The 21,278-nt window shown below is 47.3% G+C and carries 20 protein-coding genes; 2 read left to right on the top strand and 18 right to left on the bottom strand.

What is annotated here, in order from left to right:
• Positions 1 to 29: 29 nt before the first annotated feature.
• The 11 genes from B3K42_RS06805 to B3K42_RS06755 form a co-directional block, all read right to left on the bottom strand.
• Positions 30 to 2,444, bottom strand: coding sequence for a xanthine dehydrogenase family protein molybdopterin-binding subunit (locus tag B3K42_RS06805; RefSeq protein ID WP_292597751.1), 2,415 nt, complete (start codon positions 2,442 to 2,444; stop codon positions 30 to 32).
• Positions 2,431 to 2,934: a (2Fe-2S)-binding protein gene (locus B3K42_RS06800; RefSeq protein WP_292597749.1), complete on the bottom strand. Its 504-nt coding sequence runs from the start codon at positions 2,932 to 2,934 to the stop codon at positions 2,431 to 2,433. Before B3K42_RS06800 ends, B3K42_RS06805 begins: the two co-directional genes overlap by 14 nt.
• Positions 2,931 to 3,806 (bottom strand): FAD binding domain-containing protein, encoded by an 876-nt coding sequence (locus B3K42_RS06795; RefSeq protein ID WP_292597746.1) that lies wholly within the window; start codon positions 3,804 to 3,806, stop codon positions 2,931 to 2,933. Before B3K42_RS06795 ends, B3K42_RS06800 begins: the two co-directional genes overlap by 4 nt.
• A 27-nt stretch (positions 3,807 to 3,833) precedes the next feature.
• A complete protein-coding gene (locus B3K42_RS06790; protein ID WP_292597744.1) occupies positions 3,834 to 4,625 on the bottom strand; it encodes a cyclase family protein in 792 nt (263 codons plus the stop codon).
• A 12-nt stretch (positions 4,626 to 4,637) separates the two neighbouring features.
• A complete protein-coding gene (locus tag B3K42_RS06785; protein ID WP_292597787.1) occupies positions 4,638 to 5,900 on the bottom strand; it encodes a DUF1116 domain-containing protein in 1,263 nt (420 codons plus the stop codon).
• Entirely contained in the window at positions 5,887 to 6,066 is a 180-nt protein-coding gene (locus tag B3K42_RS06780) for a hypothetical protein (RefSeq protein WP_292597742.1), read from the bottom strand. The genes B3K42_RS06785 and B3K42_RS06780 overlap by 14 nt, the downstream gene beginning before the upstream one ends.
• A 2-nt stretch (positions 6,067 to 6,068) precedes the next feature.
• Complete coding sequence (fdrA, locus tag B3K42_RS06775; protein ID WP_292597740.1) at positions 6,069 to 7,601, bottom strand: acyl-CoA synthetase FdrA; 1,533 nt, start codon at positions 7,599 to 7,601, stop codon at positions 6,069 to 6,071.
• Positions 7,602 to 7,682: 81 nt separating this feature from the next.
• Positions 7,683 to 8,378, bottom strand: coding sequence for a DUF2877 domain-containing protein (locus B3K42_RS06770; RefSeq protein WP_292597737.1), 696 nt, complete (start codon positions 8,376 to 8,378; stop codon positions 7,683 to 7,685).
• A complete protein-coding gene (locus tag B3K42_RS06765) occupies positions 8,375 to 9,559 on the bottom strand; it encodes a CaiB/BaiF CoA transferase family protein (protein ID WP_292597735.1) in 1,185 nt (394 codons plus the stop codon). The genes B3K42_RS06770 and B3K42_RS06765 overlap by 4 nt, the downstream gene beginning before the upstream one ends.
• A 2-nt stretch (positions 9,560 to 9,561) precedes the next feature.
• Complete coding sequence (locus B3K42_RS06760; protein WP_292597732.1) at positions 9,562 to 10,452, bottom strand: carbon-nitrogen hydrolase family protein; 891 nt, start codon at positions 10,450 to 10,452, stop codon at positions 9,562 to 9,564.
• Positions 10,453 to 10,908: 456 nt separating this feature from the next.
• Positions 10,909 to 11,100 carry a hypothetical protein gene (locus tag B3K42_RS06755; protein WP_292597730.1) on the bottom strand — a complete coding sequence of 64 codons (192 nt, stop codon included), beginning with the start codon at positions 11,098 to 11,100 and terminating at the stop codon, positions 10,909 to 10,911.
• Between the two features lie 877 nt (positions 11,101 to 11,977).
• On the opposite strand from B3K42_RS06755, the gene B3K42_RS06750 reads away from it, so the two are divergent.
• Both B3K42_RS06750 and B3K42_RS06745 read left to right on the top strand, forming a co-directional pair.
• Positions 11,978 to 13,321 (top strand): TrpB-like pyridoxal phosphate-dependent enzyme, encoded by a 1,344-nt coding sequence (locus B3K42_RS06750; protein WP_292597727.1) that lies wholly within the window; start codon positions 11,978 to 11,980, stop codon positions 13,319 to 13,321.
• 111 nt (positions 13,322 to 13,432) lie between these two features.
• Complete coding sequence (locus B3K42_RS06745; protein WP_292597724.1) at positions 13,433 to 13,705, top strand: HU family DNA-binding protein; 273 nt, start codon at positions 13,433 to 13,435, stop codon at positions 13,703 to 13,705.
• A gap of 32 nt (positions 13,706 to 13,737) precedes the next feature.
• Here the strand turns inward: B3K42_RS06745 and uvrC are convergent, their stop codons facing one another.
• The 7 genes from uvrC to B3K42_RS06710 are packed head-to-tail and all read right to left on the bottom strand — an operon-like array spanning position 13,738 to position 21,265.
• Positions 13,738 to 15,465: an excinuclease ABC subunit UvrC gene (uvrC, locus tag B3K42_RS06740; protein WP_292597722.1), complete on the bottom strand. Its 1,728-nt coding sequence runs from the start codon at positions 15,463 to 15,465 to the stop codon at positions 13,738 to 13,740.
• The gene (locus B3K42_RS06735; RefSeq protein WP_292597721.1) at positions 15,458 to 15,991 is read right to left on the bottom strand and encodes a DUF501 domain-containing protein; all 534 of its coding nucleotides are present in this window, start codon (positions 15,989 to 15,991) and stop codon (positions 15,458 to 15,460) included. The genes uvrC and B3K42_RS06735 overlap by 8 nt, the downstream gene beginning before the upstream one ends.
• Positions 15,961 to 16,776, bottom strand: coding sequence for a 50S ribosomal protein L11 methyltransferase (locus B3K42_RS06730; RefSeq protein ID WP_292597718.1), 816 nt, complete (start codon positions 16,774 to 16,776; stop codon positions 15,961 to 15,963). The genes B3K42_RS06735 and B3K42_RS06730 overlap by 31 nt, the downstream gene beginning before the upstream one ends.
• Complete coding sequence (gene rnc, locus B3K42_RS06725) at positions 16,773 to 17,510, bottom strand: ribonuclease III (RefSeq protein ID WP_292597715.1); 738 nt, start codon at positions 17,508 to 17,510, stop codon at positions 16,773 to 16,775. Before rnc ends, B3K42_RS06730 begins: the two co-directional genes overlap by 4 nt.
• Positions 17,510 to 19,408, bottom strand: coding sequence for a transketolase (locus B3K42_RS06720; RefSeq protein WP_292597712.1), 1,899 nt, complete (start codon positions 19,406 to 19,408; stop codon positions 17,510 to 17,512). The genes rnc and B3K42_RS06720 overlap by 1 nt, the downstream gene beginning before the upstream one ends.
• Positions 19,409 to 19,428: 20 nt before the next feature.
• Entirely contained in the window at positions 19,429 to 20,313 is an 885-nt protein-coding gene (locus tag B3K42_RS06715) for a PSP1 domain-containing protein (RefSeq protein WP_292597709.1), read from the bottom strand.
• A gap of 1 nt (position 20,314) precedes the next feature.
• Positions 20,315 to 21,265 (bottom strand): hypothetical protein, encoded by a 951-nt coding sequence (locus tag B3K42_RS06710; RefSeq protein ID WP_292597706.1) that lies wholly within the window; start codon positions 21,263 to 21,265, stop codon positions 20,315 to 20,317.
• Positions 21,266 to 21,278 lie beyond the last annotated feature (13 nt).

The raw sequence follows: 21,278 nt of genomic DNA, 5'->3' as shown, positions 1-21,278 counted from the left end.
ATCAAGACACACTAGAAAGAGATCTCGTCTCACCACTCCTTCTTTGCGCGCTCATATGCCAGATCTAGAGCGTAGGGCCATTCCCAGAAATCCGTTTCGCCCTTCTCTTTTGCCTTTAGGGCTTTGTAGACCCTCTCTCTGCTTAGTGGATAGCTGTGAATTCTCATTCCCGTCGCTCTGAATAGCGCGTTGTTTGTTGCAGGTGCAGGGGCTATCATAGAGTGTTCGCCAACGCCGCGATTTCCGTATGGAGAGATCTCTTCCGGGGTCTCTTCCCAAAAGGCGTCGATCTCGCCCGGAGCGTCTTTTATCGTAGCAATCTTGTAATCTGTAAAGTCTGGAGTAAGCAGTCTCCCATATTCATCGTAGGTCATGGCTTCCATGAGACAAGCCGATAGACCCTGGACCGTTCCGCCTTCGATCTGACCCTTCACGTTTATCGGTGTTATTGCCTTGCCAACATCGTATCCAGCACAGACTTTGTTTATAACTATCCTTCCAGTACCAGGATCGACTTCCATATCTATTCCTACGGCGCCAAGAGTAAAGTGCACAACACTCTTAGGTGATTGTCCAGTATCTGGATCTGGATAGATCAAATCAGGCGGTGTAAATGAGCCGCTTCCGATTATCGGGCCGCCCTTCAGAATTCCGTCTGGCATCTTGAAACCGTTCTGAACGCGTTCGTCTATTCTTTCACTCTTCCCAAGCTTATGGCACTTAACGACTCCATACTCTATGCTGATCGTTTCAACTGGAGTCTGCCAGTATTCAGAGAAGAGTGCGAGAAGTTTCTCTCTGAGTTCGCTTGCCGCTCTCTTCACTGCCATGCCCATCGACCAGCAAGATCTGCTTGCAACCGTCTGCCAGTCATAAGGATGGCTCTGAGTGTCAGGATAGTAAACCTTGATCCAATCATACGGAATGCCGAGTTCCTCGGAGACTATCTGCGCAAAAGCGCTGTATGTTCCCTGACCCATATCCATCGTTGCTGCAAGGACTTCGACGGTTCCATCTCCGTTGAGCTTGACGATTGCAGACGACGAGGCGTCGGCGGGAATTGCAGGCGCCTTTATTGCCAGAGCGATTCCCTTCCCTCTCTTCCAGCCCTTTCTTGTCGCAGGTTCTTCTTTAAGAACATCGATACTCTTCGCAACTTTGTCGATTATCTTGTTAAGAGCATGATCGTGCATGGGCATTCCAGTACACGTTGTTTGACCCTTCATAAGCAGGTTCTTCTTCCTGAACTCAACCGGATCGATTCTCAGTTTATGAGCAACAATATCTACAACGACTTCAAGAGCGCTCATGAGTTCCGGAAGGCCGAAACCCCTGTAAGCTCCTCCAAAGGGTTTGTTTGTGTAAACTGCATAGCAGTCCGACCAGACGTTCGGAATGTTATAAGCTCCCATCGACGTGTAGCCGGCACTTCTAACCGGGTTTGCTCCATACTCCGCTGAAATCCCCGTATCGAACCAGAAAGTATTGCGGATTCCCTGCATTAAGCCATCTTCATCAACTGCAAGCTCGATTCGCGCAACAAATCCCTGGCGAACCCACGAACTCAAGAGAACCTCTTCTCTTGGAATGAACAGCTTCACGGGCCTTCCTTTAAGGTCTTCATCCATTGCGGCGGCAAGACATAGTGCCTCGACTGTCATTCCAGCCTTTCCACCAAAACCTCCGCCTATTGGCGGAGCGATCACCCTGATCTTATGAAGAGGGTAGTTGATGCCTTTGGCGATTATATCTCTCACCGTGAAGGCCGACTGGGCGCTTGTCCAAATAGTGATCTCTCCGGACCCAGGATCCTGTTTACATATCGAGCAGAATGTCTCGATGAAACTGTGAGCGATCTGAGGGCAGGTTATTGTCTCTTCAAAGACATGCGCGGCTTTTTTGAAGGCCGCTTCGGTATCTCCCTTTCTTATTCTGAACCAGTTGGCAATATTGGTATTTGGCTGTGGAGTAATGAAGTCTACGTGCTCGTATTTATGAAGATCAGGGTGAACAAGCACCGAATTCGTAGTCGCCGCCTTGACTGGATCAAAGACCGGCTCGAGCTCTTTATATGTAACCTTCACCTTCTTCACTGCTTCTTTAGCGTCCTCTTCCGTTTCTGCGACGACTAGTGCAACCGGTTCTCCCACGTATCTAGTTCTCCCGATGGCCATAGGGGTTCTGTCCTTAAGATACAGTCCGAAGTGATGAGGAAAGTCTTCGCCGACAATGACCTTCAAGACCCCAGGCATCTTCAAAGCCTCACAATAATCGATTTTAAGAATCTCTCCGTGGGCTACAGAAGAGCGTACGACTGCTGCGTGAAGCAGTTCCGGACCGAATCGGAGATCGTCGGCAAATTGAAGCGTGCCCTCAGCCTTTTCGAGATCGTACTTTCTTGGCATCCACTTCCCTATTCCAGTCTTTGTTTTAATAGTCTTCACACGCTTCACCTTCTTTAGCCTCTCCTGAGAGAATTGCGGCACTCTTCTTGACTGCACGGATAATCGAGAGATAGCCCGTGCATCTGCAGATATTTCCGGAGAGAGCTTCCTTTATCTCTTCCTGTGTAGGAGACGTGTTTCTATTCAGCAACGCATAAGTTGTCATAACCATCCCAGGAGTACAGTAACCGCACTGAATCGCACCTTCATCGATGAAGGCCTGCTGAATTGGATGAAGTCTTCCTTTCTCCACAAGCCCCTCGACAGTGAGGATCTCTGCCCCTTCGGCTTCTCGCGCCAGTATTAGGCATGACTTCTGAGGAAGTCCATTCATGATTACGGTGCATGCTCCGCACTCGCCCTCTTCACAACCTCTCTTTAGGCTCGTAACCCCGTATTCTCTCAACGCGGTAAGAAGAGTTGTTCTATCTTCAACTACCCGAGTGGTTTTTCGACCGTTGATCGTAAGTGTCACATATTTGTCCTTCATCTGGGACCACCTTCTTCTGCTGGACCTCTTAGACAAATCGATATTGCTCTTTTTGTCACCTCTCCAATCATATCAATCCTGTACTCTCTCGAAGCTCTCACGTCAGTGATGGGGTTGACAGCAACCGCGGCAAGCCTTGCAGCGTTTTCGATAATTCTGTCGTCGATGACACTGGAAGAGTTCAGTAGCTTCTCGGCTTCAACTGCTCTCAGTGGTCGGGGCGAGACGGCGCAGAAAGCGATTCTAAACTCCCGGCTATCGCCTTTATGCAAAGTGCAGCATACTGCGGCCTGAGCTATATCGAGAGTCTCTCTCCTCATTGCCTTAAGGTAGCAACCGCTTGTTTCAACAAATGGAATCGCAATTCTTATACCTGTTACGATTTCCTCTTGTCTCAGGGAAGTCTTCTTCGGTCCGGTTATGAAATCAGAAACCGGAACTTCCCTGATGCCTCTCGATCCCACAATTTCGACCTTAGCGTCATAGCACATCAGAGGCGCTATCATGTCGCCGGAAGGAATCGCGGCACAGATATTGCCTACCACAGTAGCGCGGTTTCTGATCAAGGGATCGGAATGCGCTTTGCAGGCCTGTACCAGGGCCGGAAAGTATCGGTTCATTGCATTGTCCTCGATAACCTGGTTTAGAGTTACGAGCGCTCTTATCTCTGCGTTGTCATCGTTCATCACTATTCCTCTGAGCTGGTCGATCGAAGTCAGGTCTACCAAGTAATCAGGCTCCTTCAGGGACTTATGTAGCCAGACAATGACATCCGTACCGCCGCTCTTTAGAATAGCCTTCTCTCCTTTGTTTTTGAGAATTTCCAGAGCTTCCGAGATCGAGCGCGGTCTTTCAAGAACGAAATCACGCATCCTTTATCGCCACTCTTTCAAATGTATTTATTTCTCTTCATCGAAAGCCACGATCCTGCTTATACATGACTCTCCACCAACGAATCTCCATGGGAAACAGCCAATAACCATTCTCTTGTTCAATATCTTGTCAATCTCTCCACCGACATTCTCGGCATGTATTATGTCGTACGGGAAGAGAAGCACGTGCATCAGCTGGTAGTCTTCGTCAGGGAAGACCTCCTGGAGGGACTTGCCATACTTCTTCTGCATGTATCGATCGCACTCTTTTGCCTGAACCGGCATCCAGTCGCGAATCTTCGTGTTCATTGGATGGTCGGCCGAGCCGCAGTCGACTCCGATCCACTTTATCTTTTTCCTCTTGCACCACTCGGCAAATTCTCTGGTCGGCCCCGGATGCTTGATCATGTATCTTACTTCATCTGCTTCCGGCTGATCAAAGGCATATTTGTGGTATCCTGTGTTGATGATAAGTATGTCTCCTTCCTTGACCTCAACCCTGTCTTCAATGTCCTTTGATGTGTAGATTCCATAATCCTCCGCAATGTCTGAAAGATCAACGATAACTCCCGGAGCTACGAGCTCATTCAGAGGTATGCTTGCGATGTCTCTTCCGTGAGTACAGAAGTGAAGAGAACCATCCAGATGGGTTCCGACATGGTTGGAGTGAGTCAGTAACTGGCCGTTCGCTCCATTTGGAGCCAGCCTCTTGAAGAATTTTATTTGTAGAGGCTCGTAAGTTGGCCATGGCGGAGTGAGGTGGCTGATCGGTTGAGATAGCTCATAGATCCTGATCTTGTCCCAGTTCTTAGGTACCATAGGTTACCTCCTTTATTTGGAATACTCCTCGACGAAGGCTTCTGCCGCCTTCACAAATGCTTCAGACGGCATCCTTACTATTCCTGCACCAACCTGTCCTTTACCGGCCTCTCGATGAGCCGCACCCGTGTCCAGGATCGGTGTAATACCAGTCTCGACAACTTTGATAAGATCTATACCGGTCGGAGTTCCCCGGAAATTTAGCGAGGGGATTGTGAAATGCTTGTTCTCTCCAACACAGATTTCATACATTTCTTTTGTATAATTCAACGCATCTTGGGGCGTGCCGCCAACAAACTGGACGATAGCAGGTGCCGCCGCCAGGGCAAAACCCCCAACCCCGTAAGTCTCCATTATTGCGCTGTCCCCAATGTCACAATTCACATCTTCCTTTGTGAATCCAGGGAAGAGCAGAACATCTGGAAGAGCGGCCTGACATGTAAACCATCTGTTCTTCAGACCGGCCACTTGAATTCCGAAGTCTGTCCCATTCCGCGCCATTACTGTCAGCATACTGGAGCCCTCAACATAACCGACACTGTCTAACGAGACTTTTGCTGCAGCCATTCCTGGATTCAGGAAGAAATGATCGTTGCCGGCCATGAACCTGACGACCCTTGAAAGATCAGGATTATCGCTCTCCGCATCAATAAGTGAAGGCACGAGAGATCGAATTAGCAGGGAGGTGGCTGCCCTGTTGCGATTGTGGAGTTCGTCTCCCATGTGAAGAGATTGGGAAATGAGGCTCTTCAAATTCAGGCCTCCGCTGTCTGCAACGTATCTTCTTATTCCATTCTTGAGCACGGGATAGAGCACTTCGCGCATCCAGTGAAGTCTTTCGATGACCTCATCGCTGAAGGCACCCATGCGCAAGACTTTCCCAAGTCCCTCGTTTAACGTTGCATAGCTATTCTTTCCGGAGTTCTTTTCCTCAATAATCCACACCGGCAGATTAGGAGATACTATTCCTGCCATCGGGCCAACCGCGTTGTGGTGGTGACAGGGATCGAACGAGACATTGCCTTCTGCCGCGAAGGCTCTGGCTTTCTCAGGAGTATCTGCCCAGCCTTCATAAAGGATCGCACCCGTTACGGCCCCGATTATTGGTCCCGACATTCTTTCCCAGGTCAAGGGAGGCCCCGCATGAAGTATCATCTTCTCTCCGAAGCCCGGTATAACGTCTTTGGCAAGACCTAGATCAACGATCTGAGGTTCGGCTCTCAAAAGCTTATCGAATGCGACTGAATTTGCCTTTTCAATATTATTCAATGTCATCACCTCTCAGCCTCTTCAATTTCTCCATCAGTGAACTCTTAACCAGAGGAGGTTTCCAGTTGACTTTGACTGCAGGAACCTCTTGATCGAGAAGATCAAGGTAGAATCTGTTCATTCCAATATTAACAACTCTCGGCCCGTCTTCTAGTAATTCTTTGAAGGACATCGTCAACGCTCCTTTCTTGAAAGGATGTTGGCAGCCAGAATCGCGGCCCTTGCATTGCTTTCGCAGACTATGACGCCTACACTTTCCAGCAGGGACCGCTGCTTTTCAATATCTTGAGGGTCTCTATCTGTTCCGCACACATAAGCGACATAGACTGGCTTTATGTCTCTCTTAACAGATCTAATCGCCTCTACCAAATCCGAAGAAGGGTTTTCCGCGCTTCCATATCCTAAGACAACATCGAATAAGATAACCGCGACCGAAGAATCCTCCGACTGTTTCTTCAGCTGTTCGGCTCTAAACGTAGGATCTATCATTGGATGCAGTCTGCCCTGGGTAAACTCGTCCTCGCCATAATCAATGAAGGAATGCCCAACAGGTTTCAGACTGTTCTCAAGCTTGAGATCCTTCCTTAATGGTGCATTTCCGTAGATTGGATTTATGTATGACTGAGCAATATACTGCGCTTCATAACAAAGAGTTCCACCAGTGAAAAGGCCTCGCAGATATCTCCCGGACAATTCTCCGGTAGAAGTCTTTCCAGACACTTTTGCATACTCAGCTCTGAGCTTTTCTCTAGCAAGAGTTACGTCTTCGCCCTCATGAAGAGCAGCGACAACTACGGCGCACTCTTCGAGTTGGGTCGAGTAATAAAGACTTCCTTCGTCTTTTCGAGGCGCGTCTCCCATGAAGCAGATCACGCTCTGCTTGCCTGTTTCTTTTAGAGAATCCAGTATCTTCTTCCTCACCTCAGGAGCAGGTGGTTTTCCGACGGCAACAATGATCGAGATTTCTGAATCATCAGCGAGTTCCTTTATGGCCCTCAGAAAGGATATCCCCCCCACGGAACTCGTGACGTCTCTTCCACCGGTTCCTATTGCGTGTTTCACGCCCAGATTCCGCCTACTCAGTTGAACCATGACTTCCTGAAGACCGGTGCCTGAAGCCGCTACAATTCCTATCGGACCGGTTGGACATACGTTCGAGAAGCCAAGACCTTTTCCGTTTATGACCGCTGTGCCGCAGTCGGGACCCATAACGATAAGATCGTTCTTCTCGGCGAATTGCTTGAGTTCAACCTCGTCTTCAATTGAAACGTTGTCGGAATAAAGCATTACGTTCAGGCCTCTCTTCAACGCCTTCATCGCTTCAGCCGCTGCGTATCTACCGGGAAGAGATATCAGGGCAAGATTCGATTCTGGTAACACAGTTAGAGCCCCTGACAGTGTGACTGGAGAGTACTCTGCCTCTATCTCTTCCTTTCTCCACGGAGGGCGAGCAAGATAAGATCGAGCTGTGTCAAAAAGCTTTTCAATTCCTTCGCCTTCAAAGTCAATTCCAATTAGAAGGTCATCGGGCGAAAGCGAATCGGTTTCTACTTCGAAGCCGGCCGCCCTCATTATACTTACATTTGCTTCTGTCGCCATGTTTAGAGCTGCATCGCCGACTCCTTGAATCTTCTTCAGTTCCTTCGCAACCAACATCAGGGTAACGCTATCATAGTATTCGCCTTTCACAACCTCTATTCTCTTCATTAGAACCTCCAGTAGCAACCTTCACAGCTAGAGTGGACACAAATCGCAAGACCACTTTGAACAGTCTTTCTTAGATCAAACCTAATAGACTCCACTTTGTTCAAGACCATACGCTAATCCTGCAAGCCAGGCCTTTCCCGACAGATGGCCCCACTCCACGATTTTTCCTGCCTTCTCGAGGATCCTGGCGACATCATCTCCTGCAAGAGCACGGGCCAGGTCAATCCCTCGCTTCCAAAACTTCCCATCGAGAGCATCTCTTATCATCTCGGATGAGAACCATTCTGTCTTCCTGCCAAGCGTATTACGATCAATTCCCAATTCATTGCTATCGATTCCGGTGAGCCTGAAAGCCATGATCAGGCCGACAAGGAAGTCGTCACCGGCCGGAGTCGAACCGGGCCCTAAACCGATCATTTTCTCGGGCTTATCGATGTTATCGAGCAGATCCGCAAGTTCTTCTCTCTTCAAGAATTCTAACCATTCCAACCACAGGTCCTTCCACTTGACCTTTGGAGGCTCTAAAAGGCAAGATGGATCGAACCCCTCTGCCACGCACTTCAAATCAACAACAATCTCCTGGCCTTTCTCAAGTGCTGGAAGAGCCTCGATCAATGCCGATCGGGGAAGGTAATCCTCTGTCTTCAGGAGAAGAGAGCATCTCCTTCCAGAATCACTCCTCAGATTCACTACGGTATCATAAATGCTCTTGACCGTAAGACTACTAATCTCCTCATTCCAATCGAAACTTCTCTCGAATGGATATAGATGGATCATATTACGCCGTTTTCACGAAGGGCATCCATCTCCTGAACACTAATTCCAAGCATTCCTATATAGATCTCGCTATTGTGCTCTCCAAGTAGAGGTGCCGGGCCGGAAATAGAAGCGGGGGTTTCCGAGAATTTGATCGGAACACCAGGCATTTTCACTATTCCGCTTCTGTGGGAAACCTCAACGATCATTTCTCTTGCTTTGATCTGCTCGTCTTCAAATAGATCGGATACGTTATTTATCTTCCCGGAAGGAATATCCAGTTTCTCAAAGGCGCTCAACCATTCCTCAGATCCTTTCTTTTTCAGCTGTTCACTGATTATTTCCATCAGCTCGGAAATATTCTTTACTCTAGCGGGATTACTAGCAAACCTCTGATCATCACATATGTCCGACCTGTCAATTGCTTTGCAGAACTTGTTCCAGATTCCATCATTTCCTACGGCGATATTGATTTTTCCGTCAAGAGTCTCAAAAGAGGCGAATGGCGCAATCGACGGGTGTCTGTTTCCAATTGGAACGGGGACCTCCCCAGTTGCCGCATATCTGGCGATGGCGTTTTCCAGAACGGCGACCATGCTGTCAAGCATTGCAACATCTACCATTTGCCCTATTCCACTGACATTACGGCTCTGAAGTGCGGCTAGGATCCCGATGCATGCGAATGTTCCGCAGAAAATATCTGCGATTGAACTTCCGACCTTTGTCGGATTATCTTTGTCAGGACCAGTGATGCTCATCATTCCGCTAAGTCCTTGAATAATGAGATCATAAGCAGTTCTTCTGCTCATGGGACCGGAGTGTCCAAAACCGGACGAACATGTGTATATCAGTCCGGGATTAATCTCGCGCAGTCTTCCCGCTGGAAAGCCAAGTTTTTCAAAGACGCCCGGCCTGAAGTTTTCCACTAACGCATCCGCTCTCTCGATAAGTCTTTCGAGGAGATTCTTTCCTTCGGCTGTCTTCAAATTAAGGGTGATACTTTTCTTCCCTCTGTTTATGCTCATGAAGTAAGCGCTTTCGTCTCCAACAAAAGGACTGAACGATCTTGAATCGTCTCCGCCGTCAGGTCGCTCCACCTTAACGACGGTAGCGCCCATGTCACAGAGAAGCATTGTGCAGAAAGGTCCGGCAAGGACACGCGTAAGATCTAGAACAAAGAGGCCTTCAAGGGGCTTTGACAAGACTATCTCCTCCCGTATGGAATTCTTCTTGAAGGTTCGAAGACGCTCTTTCCTTCAGTCAGAATATCTCTGTAGGAATCCAGGTTTCTATCCTCAATATGGTCGAAAATCTGATCTCTAGAAGAACCTGGAACAATCTTCTTTATTGGATCATCATTCAGTCTGGCAGAAATATACTCTTCACAACCAGACGCCTGTACAATCTTCGCCCCCGATGGATGGACAATCATAGACGAGCCGAAGAAATTCGCTCCGCTTGCGTCTTTTCCAACCAGATTAGACGCAATCCAGTAAACATGGTTATCATAAGCTCTTGCTCTGTTGGTGAGTTCCCACTGATCATAGGTTCTCAAGAATGCCGATGGCCGGCAAACCACCTCTGCGCCTTTAAGCGCGGTCACTCTTGCTAGTTCGGGAAAGTCGCCGTCATAACAAATCACTACCCCGACATCTGCAATCGGGGTCGAGACAACAAGCGGATCGACTCCTGGAGTAGTCCATCCGCCGGCCGCCAACCTTTCTGTGGGAAAAGGATGAGTCTTTCGATAAACTCCAAGAATCCCTTCAGGACCGAGGACAGAAGCGCTATTATATATGATTCCACGTTCCCTGCCACGCTCATAAGTGGGAAAGCAAATATAAACGCCAAACTCACTCGCCCATTTCAGTCCTTCACTCGTAAGGCGACCGGGGATTTCATCGACTGCATCCCAAAGCTCACTCGCACTTCCTGTCGGAGTGAAACCCGTCGTAAAGCTCTCCGGCAATACAATGAATGATGCTCCCGTTTCCGTTACGCATCTGCTTATCCAGCGATATGCGACTTCTAAGTTCCTCTCAACCTTCATAGGCTCAACTTCGAACTGAATAGCTGAAGCAACGAATTCTTTCATGATGGACATTCCTTTCACTTAACATAAAAAGTATCTATATGTCACAATCTAGCACATGACAGGCAAATTAGAGAAATGTTCTTTACAGAGTCCGCAATGGATTATCAAAGACCATGGCAGGACGCAAGCTGGCGTTCGGCAGGAAGTGAGGCTCGCTTGTGCGAGGAAGTGATGCTGCTTCACAGGAGGCAAAAGAATGAGCCAGTCAGCTGACGCAGGCCAGTCAAATTAGACAAGGTTGTCCGTTGGCCGTTCACCGTCCTCCGAGTAGACGAGAGCAAGATCCAGCGGTCTTCGTTCCGACACTTCGTGTCCAGGTTCTTCGTTAACGACCACGAGATAAGGAGAGAGCGCGAGAGTGAAGAGATGAGATCCCATACAGGAATACTACGGAATGACAAAGTGAGTGGATTTGGGGCAGGCTATACGGGATGACGGTGCGGGATGACAACCCCTTCACGTCATTCTGACAATGCTCCTGGTCAGGATTTCGATCTTTGGCGCGAAAAGCGCGAGCTTATTTGCATCAAAGAACCAGTCTACTAACGCAGGCCAGTCAGGCTCCGCCTGGCCAGTCTCTCCTTCGGCGAGGCCAGTGCCGCTTCGCGAACAAGGAACCGCTGTTAGCTGAATACAAAAATCTGTCATTGTGAACTCCATTCAGAAATCTCGCTTCGTGAGGGAATTCTCACAATCTCACTTTCTGTCATGCCGGACTGTGATCCGGCATCTTGCTCTTAAGGTTTTGGTACACACCAACCGGTACCCACGCAGAACGCGGTTTTTCAAAGCCCAGATCCCGTATAGGAACACTACGGGATGACACCCTTTGATTATTCAGAAAGCATCACATTCTGTCATTCTGAGAATGCTCCTAGTCAGAATTTCGGTCTTATCGTGCGACAAAGTGTGGGGACAGACAGGTTTTCCGTTGTCTGTCCCCCCTAATGTTGGTTCTTGCTCATGCCATTCACAACTTGCATCTTGCAACTGATTTGTTTCTCTTTCGAACCCGCAACCACGGTCTTTTAGTTCTTAAAACTGACAACTTGCAACTTGTAACTGATCTCTTGCTCTTTCCAGCGTTCAGCGTATCTTAGCAAGCGGTGAGCGGTTCTTTTCGGAGAACGGAGAACCTTTCAACGGTGAACCGGTTTCAATCTGCTCTTTCAAACAACTAACGTGCAACCCCTGCCACGGTTGCGAATCTGCTTTCACGTCTTTTCACAATGCTGCCTTACCTTTCGAGTAGTTTTATTTTTGATGCAACGTTACCCTTTTCGAGTAGATTATTTGTGATGCATATCGGCTGCTTGACTTGTAACATACCAAAGTTGTAAAGTAGTTTAAGCTAAATCAGCGAGGGATTTGTATGGTTGATAATCTATGTCTAAATAAACTTAATATGTTCTGGTGGTGGAGCTGCCCCTTCGGTGGGGGTTAGCCTTTTGCTACCAGGGTAAACCCATATTGAAGGGGCTCTCATAATCGAGAGCCCCTTTACTTTTTTTGAGGAGGTACTGGCATGAAGAAGAGAATTGTAGTGAATTTGAAGTCAGAGGAGTTGCCAAGAAGCTGGTATAACATAAAGGCTGACTTGCCTTTCAAAATGGATCCGCCTTTGAATCCAGCAACGAACGAAGTCGTCGACCCCAAAGATTTGATGGCTATCTTTCCAAAGTCAATTGTTGAGCAGGAGATGAGTGAAGAGAGGTTCATTCCAATCCCAGAACCGGTTCTGGACGAATACGTGGTTTTCCGTCCCAGTCCACTCATTAGAGCGACTTTTCTTGAGGAGTATCTGAACACTCCTGCCAGAATCTACTACAAATATGAGGGGAACTCGCCTACAGGAAGCCACAAAACAAACACGGCCATCGCACAGGCCTACTACAATAAGGCCGATGGAGTCACAGAGCTTACTACCGAGACAGGTGCCGGACAGTGGGGAAGTGCCCTCTCCTATGCCGGGAGAAAATTTGGCCTCAGCGTAAGAGTGTTCATGGTCAGAAACAGCTATCAGTCAAAGCCAATGAGACAACACATGATGAAGATGTTCAACGGCGCGGTAGAACCCAGCCCAGGAGAGAATACTGAAAGCGGCAGAAAGTTTCTTGAGGACAGAAAGAATTTCTCAGGCTCTCTAGGAATGGCAATCAGCGAGGCTATTGAAATCGTTCTGAATTCCACCACCAAGAAGTATTCCCTTGGAAGCGTTCTTGATCACGTGCTTCTGCATCAAACTATAATTGGATTGGAAGTCGAAAAACAGCTTGAAATGCTCGGCGAGAAGCCATCGTCCATCTTAGGATGTCATGGTGGAGGATCAAACTTTGGCGGAACAATTCTACCCTTTGTCAAAAGGAGACTCGACGGTGAAGACATCGAGTTCGTCGCATGCGAGCCGGAGTCCTGCCCCACTCTATCTAAAGGCGAGTATCGCTATGATAGCGGAGACACCGCAGGTTTCACACCATTATTGAAGATGTACACACTTGGCAGAGACTTCGTTCCGCCCGCAATTCATGCCGGAGGACTTAGGTATCACGGAGCCGCTCCGCTCGTTTCAAGATTGGTGAAGGAGGGAATTGTCACTCCGGAGGCCTTACCTCAAGATGAGACTTTCAAAGCAGGACTTCTCTTCGCCACAACCGAGGGAATAGTACCGGCACCGGAATCGACACACGCAATTGCGGGTGCTGTGCGAAGAGCAATTGAGGCCAGAGAGAACAGAGAAGAGAAGGTAATTGTTTTCACTTTGAGCGGAAACGGCGCTCTGGATCTCTCTTCATACACCAGCACAATCGAGGCTCACGAAGATGTTCTTAACTTCGATAATCTGCGTGAATCGAGCGTTGTAGAACGTTGACTCTTTGAAATGCCTTTTGTTAAACGGTTTCAGTTGATTCGGTGTTGCATTACTTGATTAGAAGATGTTAGAATTGTTTTGAGATCTGAATTCTAGCTAGGGGGTGTGCCTGTGAACAAGAAAGAACTTATCGCTGAACTTGCAGAAAGAACCGGAGCAACCAAGAAGCTTGTTGGAGACATCATTGATAGTTTCATCGTTGTAGTTGAAGAAGAGCTATCAAAGAATGAAGAAGTGAAACTCGTCGGATTCGGAACTTTCAATGTTACTAAGAGAAAGGCAAGAAAAGGTGTTAACCCGAGAACAAAGGAAGCAATCGAGATTCCCGGCGGGAAGGTGCCGAAATTCAGACCTGGTAAAGAGCTAAAAGAGAAAGTTCAGTAACGATTATTCCGACCAATATGAGAAAGTGGAGCTCAGTCTCCACTTTTTTCATTTGCCCACTGGACAACCGCTTCAACTGCCTTACTGTTCTTAAGGACGCCATAAAGATCGGCTTCAGAGGCTTCAGCGATCCCTTTGACGCTGCCAAATGCCCTAAGCAGCGCCTTCTTCCTTTTCGGCCCGATCCCAGGAATGTCGTCTATCCTTGAAGTTTGAAATCTCCTTTCCCTGAGGACCCGGTGATAATTGATAGCAAAGCGATGGGCTTCTTTGTCTATAGAGATTATCATTCTCAAGACGGGGTGCTCTTCCTTCAGCTTAACCCTGTCGCGACTGTCAAGAAAGACAAGCTCATTGAACTCCTTTGCTAATCCCACTACTTCGTATTCATCCATGCCTATCTCGGCAAAGGCCTTCTCGACAGCTCTGAGCTGTGGTTCTCCACCGTCGATTAGAAGAAGATCTGGAAGCGGATGTTTTGTGTATCGCCTCTTGATGACGGTTGCTATTGCCTCAAAATCATTTGGTTCGTCTAGCTCGCTTATGCGGTATCTTCTATATTCGGATTTGTTAGGCTTTCCATTGTCGAAGACAACCACCGAGGCTACCGTGTACAGTCCCTGAGTGTGAGAGATATCTATACCCTCGATTCTCGAAGGAAATCTCTTCAGCCCCAGAATCTGATGAGCCTGTCTCAGGGAATGGGTGGCATTCAGTCTAATCTTCTGCTCTTCATCAATGTTCTTGAAGGCTATGCTTAGAAGTCGCTCTTCCTGCTCATCACGAGGATCTCCGATATACTGGAAGTCTCTCTTGAACTGCTTGATATCCTTCTTCTTCAGACCCGTTACGATAAGCGCTTTCGGTATTCGATTTCCTTTTGCGTAGTAAAACTGTGTAATGAAATCTACCGGAGTCCCATCGGGAAAATCAAAAACCAGTTTCCCAAGAAGCATTCCACCCCTAACCTGAAGCAACGCGGCCAGGCCCGTAGAAACGGCGAGAATGTCCGCCTTCAGATCTAGAGAAGCTTCAACCCCTTGGAATGCATAGAGATCATCCATAGAGGAAAGGATGTCTCTTATCTCCGCGGCCCTCTCAAACTGCATCGCTTCGGAGAGCACCGTCATCCGTTTAAGAAGAGCCTCTCTCACTTTCAAGGTGTCTCCTTCGAGAAAATCTGTGAGAGCCGAAAGCTGTTCTCGATACTCTTCAGGCGTCACTTTTTCAACACAGGGTGCGGAACACATCTTGAGGTGATAGAGGAAACAGGGTTTCTTGACCCTGCTGAGATCGTACGAGCAGGTTCGGATTCCGAAAACCTTCTGCAGGAACTCAAGCAGTTTTCTTACAAGTCCCGCGCTTGTATAAGGTCCAAAATATGAACCTTCCAGCTCTTTTGTCCTTGTGATTCCAAGATACGGGTATTGATCTGCAGAGATGTAAATGTACGGGTAGGTTCGGGAATCTTTCAGGAAGACATTATACTTAGGCTTTCCGTTGAAGATCAGATTCGCCTCAAGAAGCAGAGCCTCACGCTCTGATGTAACCATTATGAAGTCTAGATCTTCTGCCTCTTCTGCAATTCGTTTGGCCTTTTCATTCTTTGCCCACGTAGATTCTCTGAAGTATGACAGGACTCTTCTCTTCAGTTTCTTTGCTTTGCCGACGTAAACTACAACGCCTTTTTGATTTTTGAAGATGTAAACTCCCGGCTCCTCGGGAAGCTGCGAGGCTTTGTTCAATATTTTCTCATTCATACTTGCTCAACAACTCTCCGCATATGACTCTCTCGTAAGAACACTGAGTTTTCTTCAGCAGATTCCAGACCTCTCTTCCCACAGGGTTTGGTACCCCGCCGAGAAAATTCGCAAGCTGAAGGTGGAGACACTTCACTCTTTTCAGATTCCTGATTCCCCCAATACCTCTTTCCATGAGTAGTCTCTTCTGTTCCTCAGAAACAGGGGCCTTTTCGAGTAGTTCCTCTTTAAGAAGTGCCGTCTGGGAATGCGCTCTCAAGTATTCACCGGCAAAAGTCTCGTCTTCTTCGAGCCTTTTCTCAAACTCAGCGATCATCCCTGCACTTTCGAACCTCGAAACTTCCTCCTTCAGAAATGGACAACTAAGCCAGAACAAAGTTGGAAATGGTTTCCCTTCAGCAATCAACGAAGATTGTATGACTTGTGGGAATCCCCATTCACAGACTCTGACAATTCCGAAATCATTTTTCAGAATCCTTCCAAGCTGTAGCGAAACTATTTTCTTCTCAGCACTACTGCTTTCCAATCTCCATCTTCCTTAATACGCTCGATGAGAAAGCCCTTCTCTACGAGACTCTTCAATTCCTGGTACTTATCTTTGTATATTCCCGAAAGGATCACTCTGCCATCCTTTAGGAGAAACCCCCGAAGATCGAGAACAAACTCCTTCAGCAACTCAACTATCATATTCGAGACAATGAGGTCGAAACGCTCCTCTGGCTTTAACGCCGAAAGAAAGTTGGACAGACGCGTTTCTATGGAGATATGATTTATTCGGCCAATTTCAACTGTTTTCTCAATAGAATGCTGATCAACATCCAGAGCGAGAACCGAAGACGCTCCTCTCTTGGCAGCTATCACCGACAAAATGCCAGTCCCGCAGCCAACATCAAGAACTTTCGAACCTCTTTGAATGAGCTCTGAAAGAAGAGAAGCGGCAAGTTTCGTGGATTCGTGAAGGCCCGTTCCGAAGGCCATTCCGGGAATAATACCGATCTTGTTTGAATCGATTATCTCCTCTTCTTCTTCCAGAGGAATGACCTCGATCCCATCACAGAGCTCAAATGGAACCAGAGACTCCTTCCACTTCTCAAACCAATCCTTCTGTTCACTAAAACCCAGATCCGAAAACTCGATCCCTTTCAGAAAAACCGGGAGTTCTTCCTCTTCCTCCAGAAAAACGTGCAATGCGTTTCCTGAATCAACAAGTTTTTCAAAATAGAGATCTGAAAAACCTTCGTTCCAGCTGATTCCTTCAATTAGATCGCATTCCTCTTCTGAGAGAAACGCGACAAAGTGTCTGTACTTCACTGTTCAGCACCTGCACTATTCACGCTTTCATTGAGGGTTTCCAGAGCATGCTTTGCGGCCAGTTGCTCTGCTGCCTTTTTTGTTCGCCCTTCGCCTTCACCAACAATTCTCCCTTCCAGGAATACTCCAACCTTGAACCACTTATCCTGTGGTGGACCTTCATCGAGAATCGTCTCATATACAGGTCTTGAGCTGAAGCGAGCCTGCGTGAGTTCCTGAAGGGAAGTCTTGTAATCGAGAATCAGGTCTCCTCCAACCGCTTTCTCAATATACTCTGACAGCTTTGATTGAACAAATTCAACTGAGATGTCAAGGCCGCCCGTCAAAAAGATTGCTGCCAGAACAGCTTCGAAGGCATCTGCAAGAATCGAATCTCTTTCCGATCCTCCGCTCTGCCTCTCTCCCTTGCCAAGAAAAATATATTCTCCGACTCTCATTGATCTGGCAACGTAAGAAAGGACCTTCTCACTTCCCACCATAGCTCTCACTTTCGACATATCGCCTTCACTGAGGGAATAATTGCTGAATAGGGTTGTGGCTAGAGACAATTCAAGAACGGCGTCTCCCAGAAATTCCATTCTTTCGTTGGACTCGAGAAGCCTTTCTCCGTTCTGGGCGAGCTCATTGGTGAAAGAGGAATGACAGAGAGCTCTAAAAACGAGCTCCCTGTCCGCTTCTATTTCGTTTATTCTGCAAAACTCATCTACCAACTTTTCTTCTTCTAAACTGAGCATTATTGGATAATACCCCTGACCCTTTCTACTATGCTCTTGCTCGAAAGACCCGAAAGGTCATAGAGCAATTCGTTGTCTCCGGAGAACATATACTTGTCGACGCCTATCTTTTCGAAACTCTTCGGCGTTATTCGAGGCTGGACTAGATAGTCGGAGAGAATTGATCCTAGACCGCTATTGACATTGTGGTCTTCGAGAGAGATAACTGTAGAAGAGAGATGTTCCTTAACGCTATCGAAGTCTGCTCCAAGTGGACAACTAACGTTAAGAACGGTTACTTCTATCCCTTGAGATCTCAGTTCGTCTGCTGCCCTAACTGCTTGATGAGTGACCTGACCCGTGGTAACAAGCGTGACTTCCTTTCCCTTCCTCACAACATCCACTTTTCCATATTCAAACTCATAACCGTCCCCAAAGAACGGTTTTCCTTCCTCGTCTGCAATTGGATTCATAGTAGATCTTCCCATCGCGATGAGGTAGTTCCCGTCGGCCCTGCTCATGAATCTGACTGCTCTATCTGTCTGGTTTGGATCGGCAGGTACTATCAGTTTGAAACCGAAAAAGTTTCTCAGGGCCCCAATGTAATCTAAACAATGGTGAGTCTTACCATCTTCACCCACGTCGATTCCAACGTGAGTTACTCCGACCTTTACGTTTGCCTTGTTTATATCGTTTAGTCGCTGCTGGTTATAGGTTTCATCGATGCCGAAAACTCCGAAGTCGGCAAAGAAAGTCAGCACACCACACACCGATGCGGCCCCGGCGACAGTTGCAGCATTGTGTTCCTGGACACCAATTTGTATGAAGTTCTCCGGCCAGATCTTCTCGAATTCATTTACCTTCGTAGACGGTTTTAGATCACAATCTACTACCATCATTGGTAGTTTACCCTTGTTGAGCTTTCCGATATCTGCAAGAGCCTTCCCGAAGGCCGATCTGTTATCACTCTTCTTTTCAACGGGATACACAAAGGGAACGCCAATTGTTGGTCTTATCTCTTCGTCCTTATGGTGTATTGGTTCATGATACGAGGGAAGCCTCTTTCTCATCTCAACAAATCTATCAATATCGTTTTCAAGCTTGAGTTCGGAGAGAGCAGAGGCGGCCTTCTCCATATCGAGAGGTTTTCCGTGATAGGAAACATCACCCTCCATAAACGAAACTCCCTTTCCCATTATGGTCTTACCGATTATCGCGACGGGAGTTTTCGACTCGTACGCTTCTACAAGCGCCTTGTTAAGCTCAGAGTAGTCGTGACCGTCGACTTCAATAACCTTCCAGCCATCTGCCAGATAATTAGCCTTTATATCCACGAACATTATATCGCGCGCATTTCCAGAAATCTGAGCGTCATTGTAGTCAATAACGACAACGAGGTTATCAAGCCCGTACTTCTTTGCAGTCCTTCTTGCTTCCGCCACCTGGCCCTTGGCCTGTTCCGCATCACTCATTGCGACAAGGACCCTGTAATTCTTTCCACTGATTTTTGAAGCAAGAGCCATACCAACTCCCACCGAAAGACCTTGTCCAAGATTCCCGGTCGTCCATTCTACACCCGGAATCCCTCTTGTGATGTGACCTTCGAATATGGAACCTGGATGTCTAAAACCGCAAATGACTTCGTCGATATCAACGAAACCAAGCCTTCCTAGCGTTGCGTAGACACCTGGCGATGTGTGACCGTGGCTAACAATAACCCTGTCGCGCTCCGGATCAAAGGGATTACTTGGATCGTTCTTTGCGAAATCGTATACGGAAAGAAAGATGTCTATGGATGACATTGAACCGCCTGGATGACCAGAATTGGCAACAGTAGTCATTTTTATTATGTCACCCCTACATATTCTTCCAAGATCTTCAAGTCTTTTCAATTCAGCTTTCGTGAGTAAACCCGCCATATCCAACCTCCATTCATCCTTTAGTCATCAATCGAAATATCTTCGTCTCTATTCTTTATCAGTTCATCTGGATTTGTGTCCTGTATGATCGATCTCTGGCTCTTTCTGAAATCTCCGAACTGAACCTTCAGCATCTGCCCATCATCTGCAACCAGAGTAATAACCTTCATGAAAATGTTTACAGTCAAAACCTTACAGGTCTTGCCTTCATAATCTACAAGAGAACCTTCATCAGGAATATCCAGAAGCTCGTTTTCGTAAAGCTCTTGTTCATAGGAAAGACAGCAGAGAAGTCTTCCGCACCTTCCGGATATCTTTGCCGGGTTGATCAACAACTGTTGCTTCTTAGCATGCTTCAGCGTTATGCTTTCAAACTGCCTTAGAAAGCGAACGCAACAGGCCGTCATTCCGCACAGTCCAAGACTGCCGGTCATCTTAACCTCGTCTCGTATTCCAACCTGTCTGAGCTCGATTCTCGTCCTGAAAGCTCTCGCAAGATCCTTGACCAACTCCCTGAAGTCGACCCTGCTGTCGGCACCGAAGTAGAAGACGATTCTCGATCGATCAAACATGTATCTCGCTTCAAGAAGCCGCATGGGAAGAGAGTGCTTCTTTATCAGTTCCTGGCAGGTCTTCATTGCCGCCTCGGCTTCTTCTTTATTCTTGGCATCCGTTTCCCAGTCTTCGTCGGTCATTACTCTGACAATCGGTTTAAGCTCTTCTTTAGTGTCATCTATGCGAGTTTCAACCGGTCCATACATGACCTTTCCAACATCCAATCCAAACTCACTCATTGCAAGCACATAGTCACCCTGCTTCAGCAACTGCTCGCTGGAAGTGTACTGATACAGCTTCCCCACTGAGTGGAATTCGATTCCATAGACCGTTCCATATATCTCAGGCATCTCAATAACCTCCGTTTTCTCTTCTTGCCAGGCTTCTGGAAAGCGAATGCAAAGCTCTAAAAGAAACAAGAGTTGCGCTAAGTGATGAAGTTCGCTGTCTAAGAAACGTGTCGCACCAAATAAAATCTTCCAGGATTTCCTTTCCCGGCTTGAAGTTCACTAGCCATTCTAACAGATCAATGTTCATAAGCGAGTCATTGTGAGTATCGCCCGAAAGAATCACAACGTCTTTCAGGAGGCTCCTGGAGACTTCGACAAGTTCACGCGCCCTTTCAAATGAGCCTTGCCCGGCAAAAGTGGATGAGACCTCCCTAAAGGCCGAAAAAAAACTTCTGGAATCCACAAAATTCTTGCAAAGCGCTGCAAACGCCCTTCTTCGCCTCACGAGATCTATGGGATCTTCATTAACACTCTCTCTAATCAACTGTGTCAATCCTTCAAGATCGGAAGGCACTTCAAGAGACTCGTACTTTACGGATTCTGGATCCTGCTCCAGAAAGTACCGGAGCACCTTGAAGTTCTGCCTTGCAGCAGCATATATACCGGAAACTCGCTCTCCGTAATTCGACTTGAGTTTGTTCATAAGCTCTTCAGGAATATCTATTACGATCGAAATAGTTCTACTTCTCACTGTAGGCAGAAGCGATTGCCATGAAGATGTGGTCATTATGAGAGTCGCGAAATCTGGAGGCTCTTCAAGAACTTTCAGGAAAGCATTTGCACTCTCATCAGTCATTTTCTCGCACTGATGAATCAACACGAATTTTCTCTTGCCAATTGCAGGTTTATGAAGCATCATTTCTTCTATGTCTCTAATCCTGTCAATGCCAATGTTTCCGTTTTCAGGCTCTATTAGGAGAAAGTCTTCAATATATCTTTTTCTGTTCCATTTCGGATCAGCCTCTATTATTGAGATAGCCGAAGCCTTCAAGTACTCACTATCTCTGCCCACCAAAGTCACACTT

It is taken from the genome of Mesotoga sp. UBA6090 (genome assembly GCF_002435945.1).
Classification (GTDB): Bacteria; Thermotogota; Thermotogae; order Petrotogales; family Kosmotogaceae; genus Mesotoga.
The sequence above is the reverse complement of the archived record's forward strand: the minus strand, read 5'-3'. Positions and strand labels throughout refer to the sequence as shown.

Coding starts and splice junctions, on each gene's coding strand:
- B3K42_RS06800 (WP_292597749.1), bottom strand. CDS start 2,934: ATGAAGGACAAATATGTGACACTTACGATCAACGGTCGAAAAACCACT.
- B3K42_RS06795 (WP_292597746.1), bottom strand. CDS start 3,806: ATGCGTGATTTCGTTCTTGAAAGACCGCGCTCGATCTCGGAAGCTCTG.
- B3K42_RS06790 (WP_292597744.1), bottom strand. CDS start 4,625: ATGGTACCTAAGAACTGGGACAAGATCAGGATCTATGAGCTATCTCAA.
- B3K42_RS06785 (WP_292597787.1), bottom strand. CDS start 5,900: ATGACATTGAATAATATTGAAAAGGCAAATTCAGTCGCATTCGATAAG.
- B3K42_RS06780 (WP_292597742.1), bottom strand. CDS start 6,066: ATGTCCTTCAAAGAATTACTAGAAGACGGGCCGAGAGTTGTTAATATT.
- fdrA (WP_292597740.1), bottom strand. CDS start 7,601: ATGAAGAGAATAGAGGTTGTGAAAGGCGAATACTATGATAGCGTTACC.
- B3K42_RS06770 (WP_292597737.1), bottom strand. CDS start 8,378: ATGATCCATCTATATCCATTCGAGAGAAGTTTCGATTGGAATGAGGAG.
- B3K42_RS06760 (WP_292597732.1), bottom strand. CDS start 10,452: ATGAAAGAATTCGTTGCTTCAGCTATTCAGTTCGAAGTTGAGCCTATG.
- B3K42_RS06755 (WP_292597730.1), bottom strand. CDS start 11,100: ATGACAGATTTTTGTATTCAGCTAACAGCGGTTCCTTGTTCGCGAAGC.
- B3K42_RS06750 (WP_292597727.1), top strand. CDS start 11,978: ATGAAGAAGAGAATTGTAGTGAATTTGAAGTCAGAGGAGTTGCCAAGA.
- uvrC (WP_292597722.1), bottom strand. CDS start 15,465: ATGAATGAGAAAATATTGAACAAAGCCTCGCAGCTTCCCGAGGAGCCG.
- rnc (WP_292597715.1), bottom strand. CDS start 17,510: ATGCTCAGTTTAGAAGAAGAAAAGTTGGTAGATGAGTTTTGCAGAATA.
- B3K42_RS06720 (WP_292597712.1), bottom strand. CDS start 19,408: ATGGCGGGTTTACTCACGAAAGCTGAATTGAAAAGACTTGAAGATCTT.
- B3K42_RS06715 (WP_292597709.1), bottom strand. CDS start 20,313: ATGCCTGAGATATATGGAACGGTCTATGGAATCGAATTCCACTCAGTG.